The 25,069-nt window shown below is 72.4% G+C and carries 22 protein-coding genes; 9 read left to right on the top strand and 13 right to left on the bottom strand.

The features are described 5' to 3' along the window. Window positions 1-302: 302 nt before the first annotated feature. Window positions 303-1,874 (top strand): GMC family oxidoreductase, encoded by a 1,572-nt coding sequence (locus HJC40_RS05135; RefSeq protein ID WP_249998562.1) that lies wholly within the window; start codon window positions 303-305, stop codon window positions 1,872-1,874. A gap of 71 nt (window positions 1,875-1,945) precedes the next feature. On the opposite strand, the gene HJC40_RS05130 is transcribed toward HJC40_RS05135, so the two are convergent. The 4 genes from HJC40_RS05130 to HJC40_RS05115 all read right to left on the bottom strand — a co-directional run bounded on the left by HJC40_RS05130 (window position 1,946) and on the right by HJC40_RS05115 (window position 5,492). Next, a complete protein-coding gene (locus HJC40_RS05130) occupies window positions 1,946-2,653 on the bottom strand; it encodes a trimeric intracellular cation channel family protein (RefSeq protein WP_249998561.1) in 708 nt (235 codons plus the stop codon). Window positions 2,654-2,823: 170 nt separating this feature from the next. Beyond that, on the bottom strand, window positions 2,824-3,909 hold the full coding sequence (locus tag HJC40_RS05125) for a hypothetical protein (protein ID WP_249998560.1): 1,086 nt from the start codon (window positions 3,907-3,909) through the stop codon (window positions 2,824-2,826). Beyond that, entirely contained in the window at window positions 3,902-4,405 is a 504-nt protein-coding gene (locus HJC40_RS05120) for a SigE family RNA polymerase sigma factor (RefSeq protein WP_249998559.1), read from the bottom strand. The genes HJC40_RS05125 and HJC40_RS05120 overlap by 8 nt, the downstream gene beginning before the upstream one ends. 49 nt (window positions 4,406-4,454) lie before the next feature. After that, a complete protein-coding gene (locus HJC40_RS05115) occupies window positions 4,455-5,492 on the bottom strand; it encodes an endo alpha-1,4 polygalactosaminidase (RefSeq protein ID WP_249998558.1) in 1,038 nt (345 codons plus the stop codon). A 184-nt stretch (window positions 5,493-5,676) separates the two neighbouring features. On the opposite strand from HJC40_RS05115, the gene HJC40_RS05110 reads away from it, so the two are divergent. Further along, window positions 5,677-6,435: an IclR family transcriptional regulator gene (locus HJC40_RS05110; protein WP_249998557.1), complete on the top strand. Its 759-nt coding sequence runs from the start codon at window positions 5,677-5,679 to the stop codon at window positions 6,433-6,435. Here the strand turns inward: HJC40_RS05110 and HJC40_RS05105 are convergent. The 6 genes from HJC40_RS05105 to HJC40_RS05080 are packed head-to-tail and all read right to left on the bottom strand — an operon-like array spanning window position 6,419 to window position 12,893. Next, window positions 6,419-7,300 (bottom strand): SMP-30/gluconolactonase/LRE family protein, encoded by an 882-nt coding sequence (locus tag HJC40_RS05105; protein ID WP_249998556.1) that lies wholly within the window; start codon window positions 7,298-7,300, stop codon window positions 6,419-6,421. The two genes, HJC40_RS05110 and HJC40_RS05105, sit on opposite strands and share 17 nt — an antisense overlap. Next, the gene (locus HJC40_RS05100; RefSeq protein ID WP_249998555.1) at window positions 7,297-8,277 is read right to left on the bottom strand and encodes a zinc-binding dehydrogenase; all 981 of its coding nucleotides are present in this window, start codon (window positions 8,275-8,277) and stop codon (window positions 7,297-7,299) included. The genes HJC40_RS05105 and HJC40_RS05100 overlap by 4 nt, the downstream gene beginning before the upstream one ends. After that, window positions 8,274-9,266: a zinc-binding dehydrogenase gene (locus HJC40_RS05095; protein WP_249998554.1), complete on the bottom strand. Its 993-nt coding sequence runs from the start codon at window positions 9,264-9,266 to the stop codon at window positions 8,274-8,276. The genes HJC40_RS05100 and HJC40_RS05095 overlap by 4 nt, the downstream gene beginning before the upstream one ends. Further along, a complete protein-coding gene (locus HJC40_RS05090) occupies window positions 9,263-10,225 on the bottom strand; it encodes a C-terminal binding protein (RefSeq protein WP_249998553.1) in 963 nt (320 codons plus the stop codon). Before HJC40_RS05090 ends, HJC40_RS05095 begins: the two co-directional genes overlap by 4 nt. After that, window positions 10,222-11,880 (bottom strand): dihydroxy-acid dehydratase, encoded by a 1,659-nt coding sequence (locus HJC40_RS05085; RefSeq protein WP_249998552.1) that lies wholly within the window; start codon window positions 11,878-11,880, stop codon window positions 10,222-10,224. The genes HJC40_RS05090 and HJC40_RS05085 overlap by 4 nt, the downstream gene beginning before the upstream one ends. Further along, on the bottom strand, window positions 11,877-12,893 hold the full coding sequence (locus tag HJC40_RS05080) for a Gfo/Idh/MocA family protein (RefSeq protein ID WP_284042775.1): 1,017 nt from the start codon (window positions 12,891-12,893) through the stop codon (window positions 11,877-11,879). Before HJC40_RS05080 ends, HJC40_RS05085 begins: the two co-directional genes overlap by 4 nt. 88 nt (window positions 12,894-12,981) lie before the next feature. Between HJC40_RS05080 and HJC40_RS05075 the strand changes: the two genes are divergently transcribed. From HJC40_RS05075 to HJC40_RS05055, 5 genes are read left to right on the top strand one after another with little or no spacing between them, the layout of a single operon-like run. Beyond that, a complete protein-coding gene (locus HJC40_RS05075) occupies window positions 12,982-14,112 on the top strand; it encodes a substrate-binding domain-containing protein (RefSeq protein ID WP_249998550.1) in 1,131 nt (376 codons plus the stop codon). Then, on the top strand, window positions 14,109-15,617 hold the full coding sequence (locus HJC40_RS05070; RefSeq protein WP_249998549.1) for a sugar ABC transporter ATP-binding protein: 1,509 nt from the start codon (window positions 14,109-14,111) through the stop codon (window positions 15,615-15,617). Before HJC40_RS05075 ends, HJC40_RS05070 begins: the two co-directional genes overlap by 4 nt. After that, the gene (locus tag HJC40_RS05065) at window positions 15,614-16,648 is read left to right on the top strand and encodes an ABC transporter permease (RefSeq protein ID WP_249998548.1); all 1,035 of its coding nucleotides are present in this window, start codon (window positions 15,614-15,616) and stop codon (window positions 16,646-16,648) included. The genes HJC40_RS05070 and HJC40_RS05065 overlap by 4 nt, the downstream gene beginning before the upstream one ends. After that, window positions 16,645-19,452, top strand: a complete 2,808-nt coding sequence (locus HJC40_RS05060; RefSeq protein ID WP_249998547.1) for an RICIN domain-containing protein — start codon at window positions 16,645-16,647, stop codon at window positions 19,450-19,452. The genes HJC40_RS05065 and HJC40_RS05060 overlap by 4 nt, the downstream gene beginning before the upstream one ends. A gap of 11 nt (window positions 19,453-19,463) precedes the next feature. Next, entirely contained in the window at window positions 19,464-20,996 is a 1,533-nt protein-coding gene (locus HJC40_RS05055; protein WP_249998546.1) for a hypothetical protein, read from the top strand. A gap of 53 nt (window positions 20,997-21,049) precedes the next feature. Here HJC40_RS05055 and HJC40_RS05050 read toward each other — a convergent pair whose 3' ends face one another. Next, window positions 21,050-22,006 carry a sugar kinase gene (locus HJC40_RS05050; RefSeq protein WP_249998545.1) on the bottom strand — a complete coding sequence of 319 codons (957 nt, stop codon included), beginning with the start codon at window positions 22,004-22,006 and terminating at the stop codon, window positions 21,050-21,052. A gap of 104 nt (window positions 22,007-22,110) precedes the next feature. Here HJC40_RS05050 and HJC40_RS05045 point away from each other — a divergent pair, with 104 nt between their 5' ends. Together HJC40_RS05045 and HJC40_RS05040 are read left to right on the top strand one after the other, a co-directional pair. Continuing rightward, window positions 22,111-22,776, top strand: a complete 666-nt coding sequence (locus HJC40_RS05045; RefSeq protein ID WP_249998544.1) for a bifunctional 4-hydroxy-2-oxoglutarate aldolase/2-dehydro-3-deoxy-phosphogluconate aldolase — start codon at window positions 22,111-22,113, stop codon at window positions 22,774-22,776. Between the two features lie 19 nt (window positions 22,777-22,795). Further along, window positions 22,796-23,254: an Lrp/AsnC family transcriptional regulator gene (locus HJC40_RS05040; RefSeq protein ID WP_249998543.1), complete on the top strand. Its 459-nt coding sequence runs from the start codon at window positions 22,796-22,798 to the stop codon at window positions 23,252-23,254. Here HJC40_RS05040 and HJC40_RS05035 read toward each other — a convergent pair. Next, window positions 23,232-24,548, bottom strand: coding sequence for an amino acid permease (locus tag HJC40_RS05035; RefSeq protein WP_249998542.1), 1,317 nt, complete (start codon window positions 24,546-24,548; stop codon window positions 23,232-23,234). The two genes, HJC40_RS05040 and HJC40_RS05035, sit on opposite strands and share 23 nt — an antisense overlap. After that, on the bottom strand, window positions 24,545-24,976 hold the full coding sequence (locus HJC40_RS05030) for a DUF2000 domain-containing protein (RefSeq protein WP_249998541.1): 432 nt from the start codon (window positions 24,974-24,976) through the stop codon (window positions 24,545-24,547). Before HJC40_RS05030 ends, HJC40_RS05035 begins: the two co-directional genes overlap by 4 nt. Window positions 24,977-25,069: the final 93 nt, after the last annotated feature.

Below are 25,069 nucleotides of genomic sequence, written 5' to 3'. Positions count from 1 at the left end.
CTGAGAGGGCCGATGCAGGACATTCTGCAGTGGATCGTCCGGCACCTCCCGGACGTCGACGCGCACCGCCGGTCGTTCGACGGCGAACGAGCGTCCGACGGATAGGCCCGGCTCCGGCAGCGCGAGGCCGGCCCCGACGGCCGATGGGATCCGAGCGCCACCGTCATGGCGCTGTCGTCCAAGGCCGCACCGCCGGGGAGGGTCTACGGTTTTTCGACACCGCCCGGCCAAGGCCCGCCGCCTGACCTGACCCGAGGCGACGGCTCGAAGCCCTGGGCGATCCGCGCTACCGGAGGATCGCAATGAATGCGCAGCAGGAGCCCCGTCGAAGCGCCCCGGCGAGCGGCCGATCGGTCGGCGGCGAATTCGACGTCATCGTGTGCGGGGCGGGGTCGGCCGGATCCACGGTCGCCGGCCTGCTGGCAACCTATCCCTCCCTGCGGGTGCTGCTGCTGGAGGCCGGACCGGACGACGCGGACGAACGCGTCTCCGACCCCGATCGCTGGCCGGAGAACCTCGGCAGCGAACGCGACTGGGGATACCTCACCGAACCGAGCCGGCAGGTCGCCGATCGGCGACTGTTCTATTCCATGGGCAAGGGGCTGGGCGGTGGGTCGAGCATCAACGTCGGCGTCTGGTCCCGCGGGCACCGGACCGACTGGGACGACCTCGCCCGGATCAGCGCCGACGAGCGCTGGAACTACCGCTCCATCCTGGAGACCTATCGCCGGCTGGAGACCTGGCGCGGCAGCCCCGACCCCGACCGGCGGGGAATGAGGGGTCCGATCCACGTCCAGCCGGCCCAGCCGACGCATCCGTTCTTCTCCGCGATGCTCGCCGGGGCCGAGGCTGCCGGTCTCCGGCGCTTCGACAGCCCGAACGGTGAGCTGGCCGAGCAGGGCGCCGGCTGCGCCGTCCGGGACGAGATCGTCGAGGACGGTCAACGCCGGTCGCCGTACCAGACCCTGGTGGTCCCGCGTCTGCACCAGCCGAACCTGACGGTCCTGACCGGGACCCTGATCACGAGGGTTCTCTTCGAAGGCAGCACCGCCGTCGGCGTCGAAGTCGTGTCCGGGGGCCGCGTCGTCCGATACCGCGCCACCCGGGAGGTCGTCCTGAGCCTGGGAGCCGTGCAAACTCCCAAGATCCTGATGCAGTCCGGGCTGGGACCGGCCGCCCATCTCGAGGACAGGGGCATCACGGTCCGGGGCGACCTGCCCGGGGTCGGCGCCAATCTCGACGACCATCTCCTGTTCGGCTGCGTGTGGGGCGCGGGCGAGAGCGAGCTTCCCCCGCCGCCCCGGGCCCAGGCAGTGTGTTTTTGGGGCTCCGACGGCCGGCCGGAGTCGCCGCAGTTCGTGATGTACTCGGGCGCCTCGGCCTTCATGAGTCCCGAGGCGGAGACACGGTACGGACGACCTGATCCCGCTTTCACGTTCCTGCTCGGCATGCGCCTGCGGTCGCGGGGCTCGGTGCGACTGGGTGCCGACTCCTCGAGTCCTCCGGTCATCGAGACCGGCTTCTTCGAGGACCCCGACGACGTACGGGACGCGGTCGCCGCGTACCGCTTCGCCGCGGAGATCGGCCAGTCCCAGCCCATGGGTCCCTATCGCGGCAGTCGCGCCATCCCCGGACCGGTGTCCGACGCCGAGGTCGCGACCTACCTACGGCACGCGGCGAGCACCTTCTGGCACCAGTGCGGGACGGCCCGGATCGGCACGGACGAGCGCGCCGTGGTCGACTCCGAACTGCGGGTCCGCGGCTTCGACAACCTGCGTGTCGCCGACGCCTCGGTGCTCCCCCGGGTGACCTCCGGGAACACCATGGCCCCCTGCGTCGCGATCGGCGCCCGCGCGGCCGAACTGATCAAGTAGGCGGGACAGCTCGCTGTCGGACGCCGGTCACCTCCGCCCGGCGTCCGACCGGCCGGAGGCCATCGGGCCGCTCAGCGGCGAGCGGTGACGTTCCGCGCGTCGTCCGGGAGCCGGTCCCACCCGCCGACCACCGGCAGCACCACCGTCGTGCGGTTCCACCACGGGTCGTACGACGAAGGCCGGTCACCTCCTCGGGCCGGCACCCACAGGGTCCAGCCCCGGAGCAGGGTGATCAGCCGGATCGCCACCGCGGCCCCCACCAGCGCGAGCACCACCGCCGGCTCACCGAGATGGTCCCGCAGCAACCAGGCCAGCACCGCTGTCACCAGAGCGGGCACGGCGGCCAGGTCGCCGTGGAACAGGTCGGGCGGCCGACCGACCACCAGGTCACACAGAACGCCGCCACCGACCGCGGTGAGCGCTCCGCACAGCATCATCCCGCCCAGCCCGAAACCGTGTTCCGCGGCCCGCATCGCGCCGAACAACGCGAAGGCCCCCAGGCCGATCGCATCGAGCACGAGAAGCCCGCGCTCCATCAGGACGGAAAGGCGCAACGACAGGATCGCCGTGATCACTGCCAGGACGACGACCAGCACGTACCAATAGTCGACCAGGTAGATCGGGGTCCCCCGCAGGATGATCTCCCGGACGGTGCCGCCGCCCATCGCCACCAGACCGGCGCAGACGAAGACGAAGACGCCGAAGATGTTCATCCGGGCCTGCAGCGCCCGCGAAGCGCCGTAGGTGGCGAAGGCGAAGACCCCCACCAGGTCCAGCATCAGAGAAAGCACAGCTCAGCCTCACGAAGCGAACGTCACGGCCGACGGACGGACCCGCGCTCTCCAGCATGCAGGTTCCTCCGCCTTCAGCCGTATTTATGACGTTCAGTACGGTACTGGCCTTCGCGCCTCTCTCCTTGGACACGAGCGACAAACAACCCGTCAGCTGTCTACTCAGGATTCGAGCGGTTGAGGATGTGGATGCCCGCGGCGAACCGCAGCAGGTCGGCGTCGGTGATGACGAGACCGTTCCCGACACTCACCTCCAGCGTCGCGTTCCAGTCGGTGACGTCGATCGCCAGGGCCACCCGGCCGTCGCGGCGGGTGAGTGCCGCGTCGTACCCGTTGACCTTCCGGTTGATCCCGGTCAGCTGGCGCCGGGTGCGCAGCACCGTGCTGAACGCCTCGGTGCCCGGCGCCGCGCCGTTCGGCCGGAAGACCATCCGCGACTGGGTGACCGTGTCGATCACCAGCCCGGTGGGGGCGAGGTCGAGCCGGAAGGGCGGCGGCACCGCGATCGACGCCGGTGTCAATGACTCGGCCAGCGCCACGACCTGTTCCGGCGTGTACGTGTCGTCGGTGGCCAGTTGAAGCCAGCGCTTCGCCGATTCCCGCCAGTACAGCGTGAGCTGTCGCGCCGGTTGCACGTCGACCGTGCGCAGGGTGCCGGCATGCCCGCGCACCGGCGTCGGCTGCTCGGTCGCGGAGGTGGCGAACTGCGGCTTCCGGCCGGACACGGTGAGCACGATATCGGCGTGCCGGCGGAGGTCGGTCGCCTCGTAGTACGCCGTCAGGCGTCCGCCGACCAGCGAGACGACGGCCGGCCTCCGTCCCTCGACGATGGGCAACGCGTACGGGAAGGTGGGCGCGACCCACCCGTCGCCGAGCTTGACCGGGCTGCCCGACGTCACGCTCCGCGGCGGGGACGAGGACGGGCCACGGCTCGGTGACGTGCTCGGCGAGGTGACGGAGGGCTGCGGGGGCGGGGCGGACGGCTGCGGGACCTCGGCCGGTGGGGACTCGGCCGGCGCGGTGATCCCCGGCGGTACGACCGGGTCAGGACGGGTGGACCGGAGAGTGACGAACGGCACGCTGACAGCCACCACGACCGCGGCGGCGGCCACCCACGTGACCACCCGCCGCCGGTGATGCCGGCGGGACCGCCGGTGCACGGTGTCCAGCAGCCCGACATCCGAGGGAGCGCGGCCGGCGGCGTCGCGCATCGTTCCGGCCAGAAGCCGGTCCAGCTCATCCATCGTCGCCCACCCTCCTCTCCGCCAACGTGGTGCGCATCCGGGCCAGCGCCCGGGAAGCATGTGCCCGCACGGTCGATTCCGCACAGCCCAGTGTCCTGGCGATCTCGTCGTCCGGAAGGTCTTCATAGAACCGCAGCACCAGTACCGCTCGCTGGGCGCGCGGCAGCCCGGCCAGCAGCTGCCACATCTGGTCCCGGGCGAGCACCTGCTGCTGCGGTTCGTCGATGCCCGCCGGCTCGGGCACCTGGGCCAGGACGGCCTCCCGGGATGCCCGCCGCCGGCGCCAGGACAGGAACTGCCGCACGATCGAGGTCCGCACGTAGGCCTCGGGATTGTCCATCGCGGTGATCCTGTCCCAGCGCCGGTGCATCCGGGCCAGAACCTCCTGGACGATGTCCTCGGCGAGGTGCGCGTCGCTGGAGAGCACGTACGCGAACTTCAGCAGTGCCTGCCCGCGGCTGCGCACGAACTCGTCGAAGTCGTCATCGGTGGTCATGGTGGCCTGGTCGCCTCGCGAGATCTCCGGGGCGTAGCGAGAGGACAGCTCAGCAAGCCTTCCGGACGTAGGCTTTCGAACCCGGGGCGGTGACGTTGACGTCCCGCTGCACGATCGACAGTTTGCTGCCGAAGGCGTTGCACGCCTTGGTGAACCCGGCCGAAGTGTACTCGATGACGATCACCTTGTTGCCGTACGTGCGCGTGTACTCGCCGCACTCGTCCCACTGACCGCACTCCTCGGCGACCGCGAAGTCGAAGCCGACACCGCGGGACTGCGTGGTGGTCAGCTCGGCGGTGTTCTTCTGCCCCACGGCGAGACCCTTGCCGTGCGCGGCGGTGGTCAGAGACGTGGCGTACGCGACCGACTGGGCCTCGGACAGCAGACCCTTCGAACGGCCGAAGGAGTCCAGGTTGTCCAGCTCGACGGCCTGGTAGCCCTTGCTCGCGCACGCGCCCAGCCAGCCGCTCACCACGCCGGTCAGCGCGGCCCGCTTGGCCGCCGTCGAGTAGTCGAGCATCACCTCGTCCCAGTCCTCGTCGATGACCAGCTGTCCCCGGGCGTCGCGCAGCAACAGCTCCGGGTGGTTGGCCTGCCACCACGAGTCCGCCCCGGGCTGCACCTGGTGGGCGTTGACGTAACAGATGTTGTACATGCCGGCGCCCGTGGCCGGGCTCACGGTGTAGTCGCGGGTCACCACGGTGACGCCCGAGGGCGGCGGGTAAGGCGCCCCGATCTGATAATCGAAGTTCGCGTTGGCCGGGGGCGCCGCCCACGCGACGGTGGTCGCCTTGGGAGACGTCGACGGAGTGGGCGAGGTGGTCGCGCGCGGCGAGGTCGTCGCGCGGGTCGAGGTCGGCCGGGTCGAGGCGGTGGAGCGCGGGGAGGTGCTCGCGCGCGGGGTGGTCACCGTCGTGACCGGCGGTGCGCTCGGGGCGCGGCTGGCGGAGGCGATCGGCTTGGCCGGCCGGCTCCCCCACCAGTGATCACGGGTGCCCGCGCTCGCGGTGCCGACTCCGACGCCGAGCGCGACGACGGCGGCGGCCGTCACCGCCACGACCTTGATACGGCTGCGGCTGGATGCCATGGGGTGCGACTCCTCGGGAGTTCAAGGGAGACCAGGGGATGACTCCGATTGATCAACGCGGTGGACCCCATCGGCTGCTGCCGCCGATCCGGCAATTCTTTGTGTTGCCGGCTGCTCACCCGGTGACACGACCGGCGCTCCGCCGAAGAGACCGATATCGTTGCCCCACGTATAGTGTTCGCTTATGCGAACCGTGCGGACCGTGGAGCGTGCCCTCGCTCTGCTCCGGACCATCGCCGTCAGCCCCGATCCGATGACGTTCGGCGAGCTGCACCGGGTGTCCCAGCTGCCCAAGGCGAGCGCGCACAACCTGCTGGCCACCCTCGAGGAGTGCGGCTACGTCGTGCGCGACCAGAACGGCCGCTACCGGGTCGGGCTGACCGCGTTCGAGGTGGGGTCGGCCTATCCGGTCCGCACCGGGCTGCTGCGCCTGGCCGAGCCGATCCTGCGCGACCTGGTCCGGCGGCACAACGAGACGTGCCACCTGGCCATCCTCGACCACGGTGACGTGCTCTATCTGGAGCGGCTCGAGTCGTCCCAGCCGGTCCGCCTGACCACGGCGTCCGGCGTCCGGGTCACCGCGTACGCCACCGGCATCGGCAAGGCCCTGCTGTCCCTGCTGTCCGACCAGGAGGTCCGGGCGATGTACCCGGGCCGGTTGCGCACGCTGACCCCGGCCACGGTGAGCAGCATGCCGGCGCTGTTGCGCGATCTGGGCGAGACCCGGCGCCGCGGCTACTCAATCGACAACGAGGAGTCCACGGCCGGGGTGCGCTGCGCCGGGGCGGCGATCGACGCGCCGGGCTGGCCGGCCGCCGGGATCAGCCTGTCCGTGCCGTTGCAGCGGATGCCCGACGAGCGGCTGGCCGAGCTGGGCGCCGACGTCCAGGCGGCCGCTGCCGCCCTGGGCGAACGGCTGCGCGAGGTCAAGACCTCGATGTGAACGGCGTGGCCGCGGGGCCACCGACCGGCAGGTCGACGGCGAACAGCCGTCCGGCGTCCGGGTGCCGGGCCGAGTCGGCCGGCGTGTAGCCCTCCTGGGACGTGGTGATGAACAGCGTCCGCCCGCCGAAGGCACAGCTGGAGACCTGCGGCGCGGGCACCTCGACGGTGGCCAGCTTCTCGCCCGTGGGCGCGTACCGGCAGACCTGGTGGCCACCCCACAACGCCACCCACAGGCAGTCCTCGTCGTCGGCGCACATGCCGTCGGGCGCGCCGTCGGCCGGGTCGATCGCGAACGCGGGCCGCCGATCGACCGGCTCGCCGTCCCGGCCGACGGTGAACACGTCCACCCGCCCGGTCGGGGTGTCGATGTAATACATCAGGTCCCCCGCGGCCGACCAGGCCAGACCGTTGGAGATGGTGACGTCGCGCAGGATCGCGTGCACCTGGCCGTCGTACCGATAGAGCGATCCGGCGCCGGCCCGCTTGGACCAGGCCATGCTGCCCGCGTAGAAGCGCCCGCGCGGGTCGCACTTGCCGTCGTTCATCCGGTTCGTGTCGCGGACCGCGGCCTCGGGCTCGGCCACCACCTCGGTGCGGCCGTCCGCCGACAGCCGGAGGAACCCGGCGCCGGCGGCCAGCATCCAGCCGTCCGCACCCGAGATGGGCACCACCGCCCCGACCGGCCGGCCCACCTGGTACGTCCGGACGGGCCGCAGCTCGCCGCCGGTGTACCGGGCCCGGTGGACCAGGCCGGCGAACTGGTCCACCCACAGCAGCTCCTCGCGCCGCCCGTCCCAGGCCGGACCCTCGGCGTGCTCGGCCCGGACCTCGGTGACCGCCCGTGCGGTGTAGGTGACCGTCACGGCCGGACCAGCGCCTTGGTGACCCGGCGATCGGCCACGGCGGCGAAGGCCCGCTCCCAGTCGGCCAGGTCGAACACGGTGGTGAGCCGCTCGGCCGGCAGCGCGCCTCGGCGCATCAGGCTGAGCACGCCCCGCCAGTCCTCGTACGCGGAACTGAAGCTGAACTTCACGTCGACCGAGCGGAACAGCGCGTCCCGCCACGGCACGGCGAACGTCTCGTCACCGACGCCGACCGTCACCAGCCGTCCGGCGCGCCGCAGCGCCCCGATCCCGGCCGTCACCGCCGCGCTCGAGCCGGTCGTGTCGACCACGACGTCGACCTCGCCGACGAGGTCGGTGGCACACTCCACGCCCAGCTCCGCGGCCGTCCGCATCCGCGCCGAACCGGGGTCGCGCCCGATCAGGACGGTACGGTCGGCGCCCCGGGCGGCGGCCTGGAGCGCGGCCAGGATGCCGATGGGTCCCGGCCCGAGAACGGCCACCCGGTCACCCGGCACGATGCCCACCCGGTTGAGGGCCCGGGCGGCGACCGCGGCCGGCTCGCACACCGCGGCCCGCTCGTCCGGCACCTCGTCGGGCACCCGGTGCAGCAGCGCGGCCGGCACCGCGACGAACGGGGCGAACGCGCCGTCGATCCCCCACCCGGGCGCCCGCTTGGACGCGCACAGCCGGACCAGACCGCGCCGGCACTGCTCGCACCGGCCGCAGAACAGCGCGTGCGGCTCGCAGACCACCCGGTCACCGGCCGACCAGCCGGTCACCTCCGGCCCCACCGAGGCGACCACACCGACGAACTCGTGACCCAACACCACAGGCGGATAGTACGGATGCCGGTCGGCCTCGATGTGCAGATCGGTGCCGCAGATGCCGCCGTAGCGCACGGCGAGCACGACCCACCCGGGCTTGGCCTGCGGCTCGGGCACGTCGGCCAGTTCGAGGTGCCCGGGCCCGGCCGCGGTCTTCACCAGCGCCTTCATGCCGCCACCTCGATCAGCACCTTGATCTCGGACCCGGCCCGCAGCAGATCCAGGGCGGTGTCCGCGGCGGCCAGCGGCACCGTCCGGGTGAGCAGGGGCCGCGGGTCGACCGCGCCGCTGTCCAGCAGCCGGATCGCGGTCTCCAGGTCGTCCCGCCGGTAGACCCGCGTGCCGATCATCTCTATCTCGGCGAAGGTCACCCGTTGCAGGTCGACCGGGGCCGGCCGGGAGTACACGCCGACCAGGACGATCCGGCCGCCCGGGTCGATCCAGCCGGTCGTCGCGGCGGCCACCGCCGGCGCCGCGGCGGTGTCGAACAGCACCTGGCCGACCCCCTCGCCGGCCTCGCGCGCGGCGGTCAGCGTCGCGCCGTCGACCACGGTGAAGCCCAGCTCCCGGGCCCGTTCGCGGCGCATCTCGGCCGGCTCGACCACGAGCACCTCGGTCGCGCCGGCCAGCCGGGCGCACGTGGCCACGGCCAGCCCGATCGGACCGGCCCCGACGACGACGGCGACCTCACCGAGGCGCAACCGGCTGCGGCGCACCGCGTGCACGGCCACGGCGAGCGGTTCCACGAAGGCCCCGAACCGCAGGTCCATCGTCGCCGGCAACGGCAGGAGCAGCTCGGCCGGGACCGACACCTGCTCGGCCACCGCGCCGGGCTCGTCGATGCCGATCATCCGCAGCCGCTCGCAGACGTGCCGGGCGCCGCTCCGGCAGGCCGGGCAACGACCGCACCACAGCAGCGGCTCGACCGTCACCGGGGTACCGGCGGCCAGTCCCCCGGCCGGCTCGGCCAGCCGCCCGGCGAACTCGTGCCCGAGGATCAGCGACGGCTTGGCCCGCGGGTGATCGCCGTCGCGGATGTGCAGGTCGGTGCCGCAGATCCCGGCGAACGCGACGTCGATGAGCGCGCGGCCGGGCACCCGGTCGGGGGCCGGGACGTCCATGACGGCCACGTCGGCGCCCCGCCAGACCAGAGCCTTCATCGGCCGGCCGCCGCGCGCACGTCGTTCACCGGGTGGCGGGGCGGCCCGCCGTCGAGCACCCGCGCCACTTCTCGGGCGGCGTCGTCCTTCAACATGCGAAAGGCCTCCTCGGAATACCAGGCGCTGTGCGGGGTGACCACGACCCGCTCGTGGCCGACCAGGCCGGTCAGCGGTGGGGGTTCCTCGGCCAGCACGTCCAGCCCGGCCCCGGCGAGCCGGCCGTCGTCGAGCGCGGCGAGCAGCGCGTCCTGGTCGACCAGCGAGCCCCGGGCGGTGTTGACCAGGTAGGCGCCGGGACGCATGGCGGCGATCTCGGCCGGGCCGAGCAGCACGCCGCCGGCGCCGGCGGGCACGTGCACCGAGATGAGGTCGGCCGCGGCCAGCAGGTCGGGCAGGGCCACCGCCCGGGCCCCCGGCGTCAGCCCGGCCGCCGGCAACGGCCGGACGTCGGACACCAGCACGCGGGCGCCCAGCCCGGTGGCCATCCGGGCGTACGTCGCGCCGATCCGGCCGTACCCGATCACGCCCAGGGTCAGCTCGCTGATCCGGCGCAGCGGCCGGGCCGCCCGGTAGTCCCACTCCCCGGCCCGGACCCGCCGGGCCAGCCGGTCGACCCCGCGCAGCAGCGTCAGGCTCAAGGTCAGGGCGTGCGCGGCGACCTCCTCGACGCCGTAGTCGGGCACGTTGGCCACCCAGATCCCGCGCGCGGCGGCGGCCTCGGTGTCGATGTTGTCGTAGCCGACCCCGTAGCGAACCACCACGCGGCAGCGCGGCAGCCCGGCCAGCACGCGGTCGGTGACCGGCGCGTACTGGCAGATCACCGCGTCGGCGCCGGCCGCGACGGCCAGCACGTCGTCCTCGGTGCGGCAGTCGGCGACGGTCAGATCGAACCGCGGGGTGAGCAGGGCGCGCTCACGGTCCACGTCGCCGTGGTCGCAGTCGGTGATGACGACGTTCATCGGACCGTCACCGCGCCGGTCGACGCCGGCCCGACCATCGCAGCGTACTTGGCGAACACGCCGGGTTCCGGGACGCGCCCGCAGACCACGTGTTCTCGTGCGGCCAGATCCACGTCCAGCACCTCCAGGGTTCTCTCGTCGACATCGATACGGATGGTGTCGCCGTCGCGGAGCGCGGCCAGCGGCCCACCGGCGGCGGCTTCGGGACAGGCGTGCCCGATCATCAGGCCGCGGGTGGCCCCACTGAACCGCCCGTCGGTCACCAGAGCCACGTCGTACCCGTGGCCGGCGCCGACGATGGCCGCGGTGACCTGCAACATCTCCGGCATGCCGGGCGCGCCGCGCGGGCCCTCGCCGCGGATCACCACGACGTCGCCGGAGATGATCCGGCCGCCGGTCACGGCCGCGTAGGCGGCCGCCTCGTCGTCGAACACCCGGGCCGGTCCGGTGTGCCGGCGCGGCGTCGTCGCCGTCACCTTGACCACCGCGCCGTCCGGGGCGAGGTTGCCCCGCAGCACGACCAGGCCGCCCTCCCCCTGCACCGGGTCGGCCGCCGGGCGGACGATGTCGCGGTTGGCGGCCGGCGGGGCGACGGGCCCCACCGCCGCGTCCAGGTCCACGCCCTCCACCGTCGGCACGGTCCCGTCGAGCAGGCCGTCGTCGAGCATCCGGCGCAGCAGCAGCGGGATGCCCCCGGCCGCGTACAGGTCGGTGGCCAGATAGCGGCCGCCCGGCTTGAGGTCGGCCAGCAGGGGCGTACGCCGGCTGATCGCGTCGATGTCGTCCAGGTCGAGCGGCACCCCGGCCTCCCCGGCCAGCGCCAGCAGGTGCAGGACGGCGTTGGTGGAGCCGCCGGAGCCGGCCGCCACCGCCACCGCGTTCTCGAACGACGCGCGGGTGAGCAGCTTCCCGACGGTGGTGCCGTCCTCGAGCAGCCGCATGATCGTGGCGCCGGCGCGGACCGCGGCCGGTGTCTTGGTCTCGTCGGCCGCCGGGATCGAGTTGAAGCCGGACGGGGACAGGCCCATCGCGTCCAGCACGGTGGCCATCGTGTTGGCCGTGAACTGGCCGCCGCAGGCGCCGATGCCCGGGCAGGCCGCGCCTTCCAGGTCGCGCAGGTCGTCGTCGGTCAGCTCGCCGGTGGCGACCGCGCCCAGCGCCTCGTAGACGTCGGCCGAGGTGACCTGACGGCCGCGCCAGTGCCCGGGGGCCATCGCGCCGCCGTGCAGGATCAGCGCCGGACGGTCGAGCCGGGCCATGGCCAGCATGGCCGCCGGCGTCGTCTTGTCACAGGCGACCAGGCAGACGTACGCGTCGAAGCTGTGCGCCCGGCCCATCAGCTCGATCGAGTCGGCGATCACCTCCCGGCTGACCAGGGAGGCCCGCATGCCCGGGGTGCCCATGGTGATGCTGTCCGAGACGGCGATGGTGTTGAACTCCATCGGGGTCCCGCCGGCCGCCCGGATGCCGTCGGCCACCGCCACAGCCAGCTCCCGCAGCCCGGCGTTGCAGGGCATGGTGCCGGTCCAGGTGTTGGCGATGCCGATGATGGGACGGCGCAGATCGTCGTCGGTCAGGCCCATCGCCCGGTAGTTGGCCCGCGCGGGAGCACGGTCGCGGCCCCCGAGGACCGATCGGCTCGGTAGTTCGGTCATGCGGCCTCCTCCAGCCGGATCTCGCGGCCGCCCTCGGCCAGCGATCGGGCCGCGGCCAGCACCACGTCGAGGTCAGCCTGGGCGTCGGCCACGCCGACCACCGGTGCGCGCCCGTCCCGGATCACCGCGGCGAAGTCGGCCACCATCACGGCGTGGCTGTCGTAGTAGTTCTCCCCGGCAGTCAGCGTCTCCGGTGGGGCGTCCGGCGTGGTCAGCACAGCCCGGCCGTCCGCGGTGTCATAGGCGATGCCGATGTCGATGCGCCCGCTCGTGCCGTACGCGGTGGCCTCGGTCTCGACGACGGTCGCGGGCGTCTGCCAGGTGTAGAGGGACTGGCCGACGATCCCGGAGGCGAACCGCAGGGTGAGCCCGACGGTGTCGCCGGCCGACCGGCCGGGCGCCGCCGACACCGCGACGACGTCCCCGGCCAGCCGCCGCAGCAGGCTCGTGTGGTGGGTGCCCTGGTCGAGCAGGATGCCGGCCGCCGACCCGGCGCCGGTGCGCCAGCCGTCCCGGACCCAGACTCCCCCGATCCGGTACGCCCGGGTGGAGCGCACCGCGACCAGGTCGCCGATCCGGCCGGCGGCGATGGCCTCGGCGGCGGCCCGCACCGTCCGCAGGTGCGGGTAGTTCTCGGCCACCGCGACCACCCGGCCGCTGCGCCGGGCCGCCTCGGCCAGGGCCCGCGCGTCGTCCGCCGTGGTGGCCAGCGGCTTCTCCACCAGCACGTGCAACCCGGCGGCGAGCGCCTCGAGCACCGCCGCGGCGTGCAGGTCGTGCGGTAACCGCAGATCGGCCGCGTCCGGCTCGACGGCGGCCACGGCCTCGGCGAGGGAGGCGAAGCCGGGGACCCCGAGCAGCGACCCGACCGCGGCCGCCCGATCGGCGCGCACATCGACCGTGGCGACCACCTCGGCCGGCGCGTCCGGGGCGGCGTAGACGAGTTTCGCGGCCATCTCCCCCATCGCACCGCAACCGACGAGGACTGTCCGCGGTCTTCCGGAGCCGGGCATTGACATCGATGAAGCCATGGGTCGATAGTCACGTAACCGAACGGAAATGTAAACAGCGTTCGTATATACGAATCCATGAGGGGGCACCATGCGGGAAAGACTCCGCCGGACAGCCATCGCCCTGACGGTGGCGCTGGCCGTCGTCACCGCGGCCGGCTGCAGCAAGAGCGGCGACGACACCGGCGCGGCGGCGGACACCGCACCGCCGGCCGACCTGCCGGGCTCGATCACCTTCAACGACGACAACCTCGGCAAGATCACCGCCGAGATCAAGAAGCAGATGGCCGGCAAGAGCGTCGCCGACGTGAACGTCGCGATGGTCATCAACAACCCGTCGGCCTTCTGGCGCGAAGGCGAGGCCGGGCTGAACAACGCGGCCAAGGAGCTCGGCGTCAAGGCCGAGTTCCAGGCGCCCCAGGGCGGCGACCTGACGCGGCAGCTGTCCATCCTGGACACGTTGCGGGCCCAGAAGGTGTCCGGCTACACGCTGTCCGCGGTCGACCCGGCGGCGGTCAAGGGACCGGTCGACGCCGCCCTGGGCGCCGGGATCGACGTGGTCGCCATCGACTCGCCGCTGCCCGGCACCCGCGAGCCGGTGCTCTATCTGGGCACCCCGAACTTCGATGCCGGCGTGCAGGCCGGCGAGGCGATGAAGAAGCTCCTCAACGGCAAGGGTGAGGTGGCGATCCTGGCCGGCTCGCTCACCGCGGCCAACGCCACTCAGCGCATCGCCGGCTTCACCAAGGCGATCGAGGGCACCGACATCAAGATCGTGCAGACCCTCACCGACGACGCCGACCCGGCCAAGGCGCTGTCCAACGCGCAGACCGCGCTGCAGGCCAACCCCAACCTGGGCGGCATCTACGCGGTCTGGTCCTACGTCGGACCGGCTGTCGGCCAGGCCGTCCAGGCGGCCGGCAAGGCCGGCAAGGTGCAGGTGGTGGCCGACGACGCCGAGCCCAAGACCGTGCAGTTCGTCAAGGACGGCGTGATCCAGGCGATGATCCTGCAGCGCCCCTACCAGCAGGGTTATCTCGGCGTCTATCTGCTCACGGCGATGAAGGTGCTCGGCCCCGAGGCGACCGCCAAGATCGTCGAGCCGTACCTCACCGACGCCAGTGGGGTGCGCACCCTCAGCTCGGGCATCGGCCTGGTGACCCGGTCCAACCTCGAGCAGTTCCAGAGCGGCCTGGCCGAGCTGGGCGTGCCGGCGCAGTGACGACCGACGCGACCACCGTACGACTGACGGGCCTGCGCAAGTCGTACGGCACCACGACCGTGCTGGACGTGCCGCGCCTCGATCTGCACGGCGGCCAGATCGTCGCGCTGGTCGGCGAGAACGGCGCCGGCAAGTCGACCCTGACCGGGATCCTGTCCGGCATCGTCCGCCCGGACGAGGGCACCGTCGAGATCGGCGGGGTCGCGTTGCGCACCGGCGATCCGGGGCACGCCCAGCAGCTCGGGGCGGCCCACGTATCGCAGGAGTTCCCGCTGGTCGGCCAGTTGTCGGTGGCCGAGAACCTGCTTCTCGGCCACCCGCCGACCGGCACCCGCAGGGTGCTGGTGGACCGGGCCGCCCAGCGCCGCCAGGCCCGGGCCCTGCTCGACCGGATCGGCGCCACGATCGGCACCGACCGGCTGGTCGAGACGCTGACCGTGCCGCAGCAGCAGCTCATCGAGGTAGCCAAGGCGCTCGGCCGGAACCCCCGCGTCCTGGTGCTCGACGAGCCCACCTCGGCGCTCGGCCCGGTCGAGTCGGCCGCGGTGCTCGCGGCGGCCCGGGAGCTGGCCGACGCCGGCGCGGTGGTGGTGTTCATCGGCCACCGCCTCGACGAGGTCCGGGAGGTCGCCCAGCGGGTGCTGGTGCTGCGCAACGGCCGGCTGGTCGCCGACCTGACCCCCGGCGAGGCCACCGAGCAGCGACTGGTCCGGGCCATGGTCGGCGCGGAGCTGAGCGACCTGGTCGGCGAGCCCCGCACGGCCGCGCAGGACCGGAACGCCTTCACCGCCAGTGCCCTGACCGCGCCCGGCATCGGACCGATCGACCTGACCCTGCGGGCCGGTGAGATCCTCGGCGTCGCCGGGCTCATGGGTTCCGGCCGCAGCCGGCTGCTGCACACGGTGATGGGCGCGATCCCCCGCACCGGCGGGGTGATGACGCTCGACGACCGGCCGTACGACCCGGGCAGCCCGGCCGACGCGGCCGCGGCCGGTGTCGGGCTGGTGCCCGAGGACCGCAAGCATCAGGCGTTGCTGCTGGACGACCCGGTCCGGCGGAACGTCTCGCTGGCCGTGCTCCCGGCCCTCTCGGTCTCCCGGTTCTTCCTTTCGCCCCGGCGGGAACGCGCCTTCGCGGCCGAGGCGGCCCAGGCGGCCACCGTCAAGTGCACGTCCATCGAGCAGCCGGTCCGCGGGCTGTCCGGCGGCAACCAGCAGAAGTCCGTCTTCGGCCGGTGGTTCGCCGCCCGGCCCCGGCTGCTGCTGCTCGACGAACCGACCCGCGGCGTGGACGTGGGCGCCAAGGCCGGCATCTACCGGCTCATCGAGCAGGCCGCGGCCGACGGCATGGCGGTCCTGGTCGCCTCCTCCGAACTGGAGGAGCTGATGCAGCTGACCCACCGCATCGCCGTCATGTCGCACGGGCGACTCGTGCGCACCTTCGACCGCGACCAGTTCAGCAAGGAGGCAGTAATGACCGCCGCCACCATCGGGGCCGCACGATGACCGCCGCGCCCACGGAGACGCCGGCCGTCACGCCGCCCGAGCCCGCCCAGGAGCCGGCCGGCCGGCGGCTGGTCACCCGGCTGGCCGCCACCCCGGAGATCGGGGTGATCGCCACGGTGATCGTCCTGTTCCTCGCGTTCTCGGCGGCCAGCGACAACTTCGCCGGGGTGTCCAACCTGCAGACCATGGGCTTCGACCTGGCCCAGTACGGGATTCTCGCGCTGGGGGTCAGCTTCGTGATCCTGACCGGGGGCATCGACCTGTCACTGGGGTCGGTGGTGGCCCTGACCGCGGTGCTGTCGGCGTGGCTGAACGCGAGCGCGGGCCTCCCCACGCTGCCCTCGATCGGGCTGACGCTGCTGCTGGCGGCCGCGATCGGCGTCGTCCACGGCCTGTTCGTCACCCGGCTCGGCGTCCCGCCCTTCGTCACCACGCTGATCACGCTGGTGGCCGCCCGCGGGGCCGCGCTGGCCATCACCAAGGGCTTCCCGATCGACGGCGTCAGCGAGTCGTTCACCGACCTCAACGCGTACCGCCTGCTGCTCGTCCCGGTCCCCACGGTGATCTTCATCGTCTGTTGCGTGGTGGCCTGGGTCTTCCTGGAGCGCACCTACGCCGGCCGTCAGCTCTACGCCGTGGGCGGCAACCGCGAGGCCGCCCGGCTGGCCGGCATCCGCACCGAACGGCGGATCATGCTGGCCTACGTCGTCAGCGCGCTCTGCGCCGGCCTGGTCGGCGTGCTGATCACCAGCCGGCTGTCGGTCGGCCAGCCCGGTGTCGGGCAGGGCTGGGAGCTCACGGCGATCGCCGCGGCGGTGATCGGCGGGATCAGCCTGTCCGGGGGCGCGGGCCGGGTCGTCGGGGTCGCCTTCGGCGCGATCCTGCTCGTCGTCATCAACACCGGCCTGGTCATCCTGCACGTCTCGCCGTACTACCAGCAGATCGTGCTCGGCCTGGTGCTCGCCGTGGCCGTCACGACCGACCGCATCCGGTCCCGCCGGCTGGCCGGTGCGCGCAAGGCAAGCACATGAAACGGCCGGTGTCCGCCCTCGCCGCCCTCACCATCGGCATGTCGGGATTCTCGCCGGCCCAACCGGCGGCCGCCGGTTCACCATCGGCGGCCGCCGCCGAGGCGGGTGACTCCACCACCGTCTTTTACAAGATCGTCAGCCGGGCCGGTGGCGGTCTGCTGTCCGCGCTCGGCGGGGGCACCGCGGACGGGACGGCCGGCATCGTCCACCGCGACGTCGGCGCGTCCGACCAGCTGTGGACGATCGAACGGTCGGACCTCGGGTACGTCAAGCTGATCAACAAGCGCAGCGGCCGCGCCCTGTCGACCGTGAACGGCGCCACCGCCGACGGCACTCCCGCGCACCTGTGGAGATACCTGAGCACCGCACCCGACCAGGACTGGACCGTCACGGCGAGCGGGGCCGGTCACGTCCGCATCAGCAATCGCAAGCGGCCGTCCGCCGTCCTGTCCGTGGCCGGGTCGGGGGCCGACAACAGTCGCGTCCAGGTGCGGGCCGCGGCCGGCGCCGCCGGCCAGGACTGGCAGATCGTGCCCGTCCAGACCTTCGACCCAGACAAGCTCTACACGATCGTCAACCACAACAGCCGGACGGCGTTGTCGGTCCTGCGCGGGGCGACCGGCAACAACGCCGTCGCCGACCTGTACGAGCAGATCAACCAGCCCGACCAATTCTGGCGGATCGTCGACAACGGCGACGGCTGGTACCACGTCGTCAACCACAAGTCGGGCCGGCTGTTGTCGCTGCTCGGCGGGCAAACGACCAACGGCACCCGCGCGATGATCTACGACGACGTGGACGCCACCGATCAGGGCTGGGCCATCCGGGCCGGCGCCGACGGCCTCTACCGGCTGTCCAACCAGCGGCGCCCGTCGGGTGTCCTGTCGGTCGTGGGCGCGGCCACCGCCCGCGAGTCGCCGGCGCAGATCTGGGACGACATCGGCGCCCGCGACCAGACCTGGGAGATCGCCCCGGTCGGCAACACCATCGCGGTCAACGCCCTGAACGCCGAGGCCGCCCCGATCAGCCGCCGGATGACCGGCTCCGGCCTGGAGAACGTCAACCACGAGATCTACGGCGGCCTGTACAGCCAGCTGATCTACGGCGAGGTGTTCGGCGAGCCGGCCGTGGAGCCGGGGGTCAGCGGGCAGTGGCGGCGGACCGCCTCCGGCACCGCCACCGGGTCGCTGTCGCTGACCACCGACCGGCCGTTCCGCGGTGCGCAGAGCCAGCGGATCACCTACACCGCGGGCTCCGGGCGGTTCGGGGTGGACAACCGCGGGCTCAACCGCTGGGGCATCAACCTGATCGCCGGCCGGCCGTACGAAGGGTACGTCTACCTGCGGACCCCGGGGCCGGCCGTCACGGTGACCGTGTCGGGTGAGGGCGGCAGCTCCACCGTGACGGCCCGCGGCGACTGGGCCAAGTACCCGTTCACCTTCACCCCGGCCACGAGCAACCCCACCGGCGCCGTCTCCATCACGCTGAACTCCCCCGGCACAGCGGATCTCGGCTATGTCTTCGTCCAGCCCGGCTCCTGGGGCCGGTTCCGCGATCTGCCGGTCCGCAAGGACATCGCCGACGCGCTGGCCGACCAGCGCGTGAGCGTGCTGCGGTTCGGCGGCCTGGCCGTCAACGTGCCCGGGTACCGGTGGAAGAACATGATCGGGCCGCGGGAGAACCGGCCGATCCTGAACGGTTTCTGGAGCACGAAGGTCGACACCCACGGCTGGGGCATCATCGAGTTCCTCAACCTGTGTGAGGCGATGGGGATCTCGGGCATCCCGACGCTCAACATCGACGAGACACCGGCCGACCTGGCCGACTTCGTCGACTATCTCAAGGCCCCCGTCGATACGTACTGGGGCGCCCAGCGGGCGGCCGACGGGCACCCGGCGCCCTACCGGGTCGACCACCTCGAGCTGGGCAACGAGCAACGGGTGGACGACGCGTTCGCGGCCAAGTTCGTCGCCGGGGCCCGGGCGATCTGGGCCAAGGACCCGACCCTGACGCTGACCGTCGGCGACTTCAGCTACGAGGACGTGATCGCCGACCCCGAGCGTGTCACCGGCGCCCACTCGGGGCTGACCAGCCTGTCGGCGTATCGGTCGATCCTCGACGCCACCGCGGCCGCGGGCGGACGGCTGGCCATCGACCTGCACGTGTGGACCAGCGACCCGTACGCCGTGCCGCACCTGGTCGACGCGGTGGACAGCTTCGACACCTGGGTCCACCGCTACCGCCCGGACGTCGACTACCGGATCAACATCCTCGAGCTCAACGCCGACCAGCACGACGTCAGCCGGGCGCTGGCCAACGCCGTGGCGATCGGGGCGTTCGAGAGCCTGGGCAACCGGGTCAGCGTGGTGACCTCGGCCAACGCGCTGCAGCCGGACGGCCAGAACGACGACGGCTGGGACCAGGGCCTGGTCTTCTTCGACACCCGCCGGAGCTGGCTGCAGCCTCCCGGTCACGTCACCCGGATGATCGCCGAGAGCTATCTGCCCACCGCGGTCGCCGCGACGACCAGCAATCCGGCGCTCCACGTCACCGCCAAGACCGACGGCACGACGTTGCAGCTGCAAGTGGTCAACTCGGGCCCGGCCGCGCAGACGCCGGCGATCAGCCTCAACGGCTTCCGGCCGACCGCGCCGACCATGCGCGTCACCCAGCTCCAGGGCGCCCGCGGCGACCGCAACGACGCGGCGAACGTCACCCGCGTCGTCCCCGTCTCCTCCACCCCCGGCACCACGCTCGACTGGACCTTCCCGGCCAACTCCTTCACCGTCCTGCGTCTCCAGTGATCGGAGCCCCCATGCAAGCTGTGTCCGCCGTCGTCGCCCTCCTGGTCGGCTTCGTGCCGGCCCCGAAGGCCGCCCCCGTCTTCACCGATTCCTTCGGCAACATCCCCGGCTGGAACCGCCACGGCGTCGTGGTGGCCAAGTCGCTGCCGTGGGAGAGCACCCTGATGCAGGATCCGACTCTCGTGTACGCGACGGGAGGCGGCCCGAAGTTCAAGATGTGGTACGGCTCCCTGACCAACATCGGCTACGCCACCAGCGATGACGGCGAGCACTGGACGAAGAAGACCGATCCGGTGGTCAGCCAGACGTTGCCGACCGAGGGCGGCGCCCTCAACCAGCCGAGCGTGGTCTACCGCAACGGCACCTGGCACATGACGTACTTCGGGGTCGGCACCGACGGCGTCGGCCGGGTGCACTACGCCGAGGCCACCGACCCGGCCGGGCCGTGGCGCAAGTTCGGCGTGGTGCTGGACATCACCGAAGCCTGGGAAGACAACTGGATCTACAACTCGTCACTGCTGTACGACGCCCAGGAACGCGTCTGGAAGATGTGGTACACCGCCGGGAAGATCGCGTCGGCCGGCGGCGAGCCCGAGTTCATCTGCTACGCCACCGCCACCAACCCGCGCGGGCCGTGGACCAAGTCGCCGGCCAACCCGCTCATCCGGCCGATGAACGACGGCGGCTGGGCCAGCCTCGGCATCGGCGGGCCCAACGTGCGCAAGATGGCCGACGGCACGTACCAGATGGTCGTGGTCGGATGGCAGGACGACTACCCGTCCCGAGGGGGCCGGCTGACCTCCCCCGACGGCATCCGCTGGAACCTCGACCGGTCGACGATGACGCTCGACCTCGGCGTGGCCGGCGGGGTCGAGGACTCGATGATCTATCGGCAGTTCCCGGTCAACGTCAACGGCGCGGACTGGGTCTGGTACAACACCAAGAACCACCGGCCCGGCTGGAACGAGACCATCAACCTGGCCAAGTGGAGCCCCAGCGTGCCGATCATCGACCCGTCGAAGTGGGCCATGGCGCAGGGCCCCGACATCCCCAACGGGGCGTCGTTCGAGGTCCGCAACGGCAAGGCCCAGTCGCTCGGCAACGCGCCGGCCGGGCACCTGCAGACGTTGCAGGGCAACCGGTTGGTCAAGGCCCGCGACTACTCGGTCGCGGCCGAGGTCACCCCGATGGAGACCACCCCGGCCGAGCGCGACAACGTGCTGCTGGCCCGGTACACCGACCGGAGGAACTACTACTACGCCGGCATCGCCTCGTGGGGCAACAAATACGCGATCGGCAAGCTGGTCGACGGGGCCAACACCAAGCTGACCGGCGTGGGCTCGGACACCGAGACCAGCGCCGGGACCACGTACCGGCTGCGCCTGGAAGTGAAGGGCACGACCGTCTCGCTGTACGACAACGGCCGGCTGGTGGCGTCGGCGACCGACAGCTCCCTGCAGCCCGCGGCCAGTTACGTCGGCCTGCAGACCACGGCCTCGACCGGGCACGCCGCCTTCGACAACGTCTCGGTCACCACGCCGTGAGACGGCGCCGGGCGCACCCCCGGGACAGCGAGGGTGCGTCCGGCGGGTCCGGCTCAGCGCAGCACGTCCCCGTCGGCCCGGTCGAGCAGCCCGAGCTCGTCGAGCAGGGGCAGCCCCTCCCAGTCGCCGGACGACGCGACCGCGAACGCCCCCAGCCGCGAACCCCAGCGCAGCCGTTGCTCGAACGACTCACCGCGCAGCAGGGCGGCGAGATATCCGGCGGCGAACGCGTCACCCGCGCCGACCGGATCCAGCACCTCGATCGGGATCGCCGGCACTCGCGACACGGTGCCGTCGGCCAGCCCCAGGGCTCCCTGGGCGCCCAGCTTGACCACCACCTGGCCGGCGCCGAGCGAGGCGAAGGCGTGCAGGGTCTCCTCCGGGGTGGCCGCGAGCCCGAGGTCGGCGACCATGCGGGCCTCGTCGTCGCCGGCGAAGACCACATCGGCGTACGAGGTCAGATCGCGCAGCACCTCCCGGGCCTCCTCCGGCGGCCACAGCGCGGCCCGGTAGTTGTAGTCGAGCGAGACCAGGACCCCGTGCGCCTTGGCCAGGTCCATCCCGAGTCGCACGGCCTCCCGGCAGGAGTCGCTCAGCGCCGCCGTGATGCCGGTGACATGCAGGACCCGCGCCCCGACGACGAGGCTCTCCGGGACGTCGGCCGGGGCGAGCCGCGACCCCGCGCTGCCGGTGCGGTAATACCGGACCCGGCTCACCTTGGTGGTGCGGCGCTCCTTGACCATCAGCCCGGTGGCGGCTTCCGGGTCCACCCGCACGAATTCCACGTCGACGCCCTCCCCGCGCAGGCGCATGAGGACCGCGCGGCCGAGCTCGTCGTCGCCGACCCGGCCGAGGTAGGCGGCCGGAACCCCGAGGCGCCGGAGACCGATCGCCACGGTCGCCTCGGCGCCGGCCACCCCCAGCCGCAGGGTGGATTCATGGCGCAGCGGGCCCACCCCGGTGCCGGACATCACCGCCATGGTCTCGCCCATCGTCACAACATCCGTCATCGGCGCCGCCCCACCCGCATCACCTTCACTGAACACATGCGTCGATGGTGGCCGGTGCACCCCATAATGTAAACAGCATTCGCATATACGAATCGAGGCACCGCGTGTATCGCTGGGAAACGGTGGCTGCGCTGACCGCCCAACACATCATCGGCATCGTCCGCGGCACCGAGGTGACCGCCGCCCGGCAGACCGCCCAGGCGTTCCTGGACGCCGGGCTGCACACGTTGGAGGTCACGCTCACGACGCCGGGAGCGCTGGACATCATCGGGGACCTGGCCTCCACGGCGCCCGCCCACACAGTGATCGGCGCCGGCACCGTCCTGGACGCCGCGGCCGCCGGGGCCGCCGTCCGAGCCGGGGCCCGCTTCCTCGTGACGCCGAACGTGCGGTCCGACGTCATCCGGGCCGGGCACCGCCACGGCGTGCCGGTGATCCCCGGCGCCGGCACGGTCACCGAGGTGATGGAGGCGCTCGAGCTGGGCGCCGACGCCGTGAAGATCTTCCCGGCGGCGTCGCTGGGCCCGGACTGGGTGCGGGCGGTTCTGGCCGCCGTCCCGTACGCGCCGCTGGTGCCCACCGGTGGGGTCAGCCCCAGCTCCGCGCCGGAGTGGATCGAGGCCGGGGCGGTCGCGTGCGGAGTCGGCGCGGCACTGACCGAGGGAGGGCCCGAACAGGCGGCCGCCCGGGTCGCTGCCATGCTCCGCGCGGTCGGCAGATCAGATCATCCGATCGGTCATCGCGCTTCGATCCCGCCGGACGTTCGATGATTGCGTAGGATCACCGACCGTGGACGACATTGACGCGGCGATCGTCGCCAACCTGCAGACCCAGGCCCGCCAGACCAACCGGGAGCTGGCCCGGGCGGTCGGCATCGCCCCCTCGACCTGCCTGGAACGGGTCCGGTCGCTGCGCGATCGCGGCGTCATCACCGGATTCCACGCGGAGGTCGATCTCGCCGCCCTCAACCGCGGCGTCCAGGCGCTGCTGCACGTGCAGGTCCGGCCGTTGAGCCGCACCGTCATCGAGGGCTTCAAGGCGTACGCCATGGCCCTGCCCGAGGTGCTGTCGGTGTTCGTCGTGGCCGGCGGCGACGACTTCCTCGTCCACGTCGGAGTGCCCGATGTGGACAGTCTGCACGCCTTCCTCATGGACAAGTTCAGCGGACGCCGGGAGATCGCCGGCTTCCGGAGCTCCGTCATCTATCAGCACACCCGTAAAGCGGTCATCGAGCCCCTGGACCCGTGACCCTCTCGTCCTTGCGGCCCGGCCGGGACCGGACAGTGAGGTACGCGCCGACTCCCAGCACCGCCGGAACGACCAGGAGAACGCCGCAGAACGCCAGGATCAGCGCGGTGAACACCAGGCCGGCCGCCGCGCCATACCAGACGGCGGAGCGTTTCGGCAGCAGCCGCAGGGCGGCCGCCATCCCGGCGAAGGAGACGGCCGCGAGACAGGCCGAGGTGACCCGCAGGAGGGTGTCCAGCTCGACGGTGAACACGACCGTGACCACGACGACGATCGCGCACAGGGCCAGCTGGACGGTGAGGCTGCGCCGCGGCACGTCACCCGCGGCGCCGCCCTTGGCCAGCGCGCGCGGCAGTCCGCCGTCCCGCCCCAGCGCCGCCCCCAGCCGGGCCGCGCCGGCGAGGTAGGTGTTCACGGCGATGAAGCTGAGGAACACGGCCGCGACGGCGGTGGCAGCCCGCCCGGCCGGGCCGAACGCGGTCTCCAGCAACAGGCTCAGCGGCACCGCCGTGGTCCCGGCGGCGGGGCCGAGAACGCCGATGGTGGTGACGGCGAGCGCCAGGTAGAGCACCGTGACGAGCGCCAGCGTCAGCCCGGTGGCCCGCGGCAGGTGGCGGCGCGGATCGCGGAACTCGGCCGAGAGGTGGCTGGCCGCCTCCCAGCCCGAGAAGGCGAAGAAGAGCACGGTCGCGGCTGTTCCGACCGCCGCCCAGCCGTGCGGGGCGAACGGGGTGAAGTTGGCCGGACGGCTCGCCGGGGCCGCGGCGATGACCGTGACCAGCAGGAGAACGGCCAGCACCGAGACCATCACCACCTGGACCCGGCCGGTCAGGCGCAGCCCCACGTAGTTGGCGCCGAAGGCGGCCGCGAGGATCGCCACCCCGATCGCCAGGGCGGCGCCCCGGCCGGCGCCGAGCGCCGCCGCGACGTACTCGCCGCCCACCAGCACACCGGCCAGCACCCCGACCGGCACCAGGAAATAGAACCACCAGCCGACCGGGACGGCGAACCGCGGACCGAAGGCCCGGGTCACGAAGGTGGCGACCCCGCCGCCGTCGGGATGCCGGGCGCCCAGGGCCGCGAACGTGGCCGCCACCGGCACGCTGAACACCAGCAGCACGACCCAGGCCACGATCGACGCCGGACCGGCGGCCTTGGCGGCCATCGCCGGCAGCACCATCACCCCGGGCCCGAGGACAGCGCCGACGAAGAGCGCGGTGCCCGCGACGATCCCCAGCCGGTGCCGTTCGGTCACCGGCTCCGGCGTCTGCGGCGGTGCCAGATTCGTCGTCACAGCAGCGGGAACCGCTTCGTCAGCGCGGTGACCCGGTTGCGCGGACCGAACACGGCCACCCCGGCGTAGTCGATGTCCTCGGCCGGCGTCTCGGCCAGCGTCGCCAGGTAGTCCTCGTAGACGCGGGCCTGCCGGGCGACCTCGTTGAAGCCGACGACGAGCAGGTCCGGCCGCTCGGTGGACTTGCGGTGCAACTCGCGCAACTGCTCCCGGCCGGCCGTCACGACCGGCACGGGATGGGTGTTCAGGCCCAGGTGCACTCCGCCCGAGGCGTCCTTGCCGTCGGCGCCGAGGGACTCGGTGAGCCGGGCGCCGACAGCGAGCCCGAGGACGGTGGCGGCGTTGACCGCGGGACCGATGGCGAGGGTTTCGTCGACCACGACGACGAGCTTGGTCGCCGGCCGTTCGACTTCTGATTGGGTAGACACGGGAGCAAAAGCTAACCGCACGGCCGACTTCACCGATCACTTTCTGAACGTCATACGGAAAATTCGTCATTACGCCGGTCGTGGCCGAATCAC

The organism is Actinoplanes sp. M2I2, assembly GCF_023544445.1.
Taxonomy (GTDB): Bacteria; Actinomycetota; Actinomycetes; order Mycobacteriales; family Micromonosporaceae; genus Actinoplanes.
Note: the sequence above shows the minus strand (reverse complement) of the source record. Positions and strands in the feature narration are given on the sequence as shown.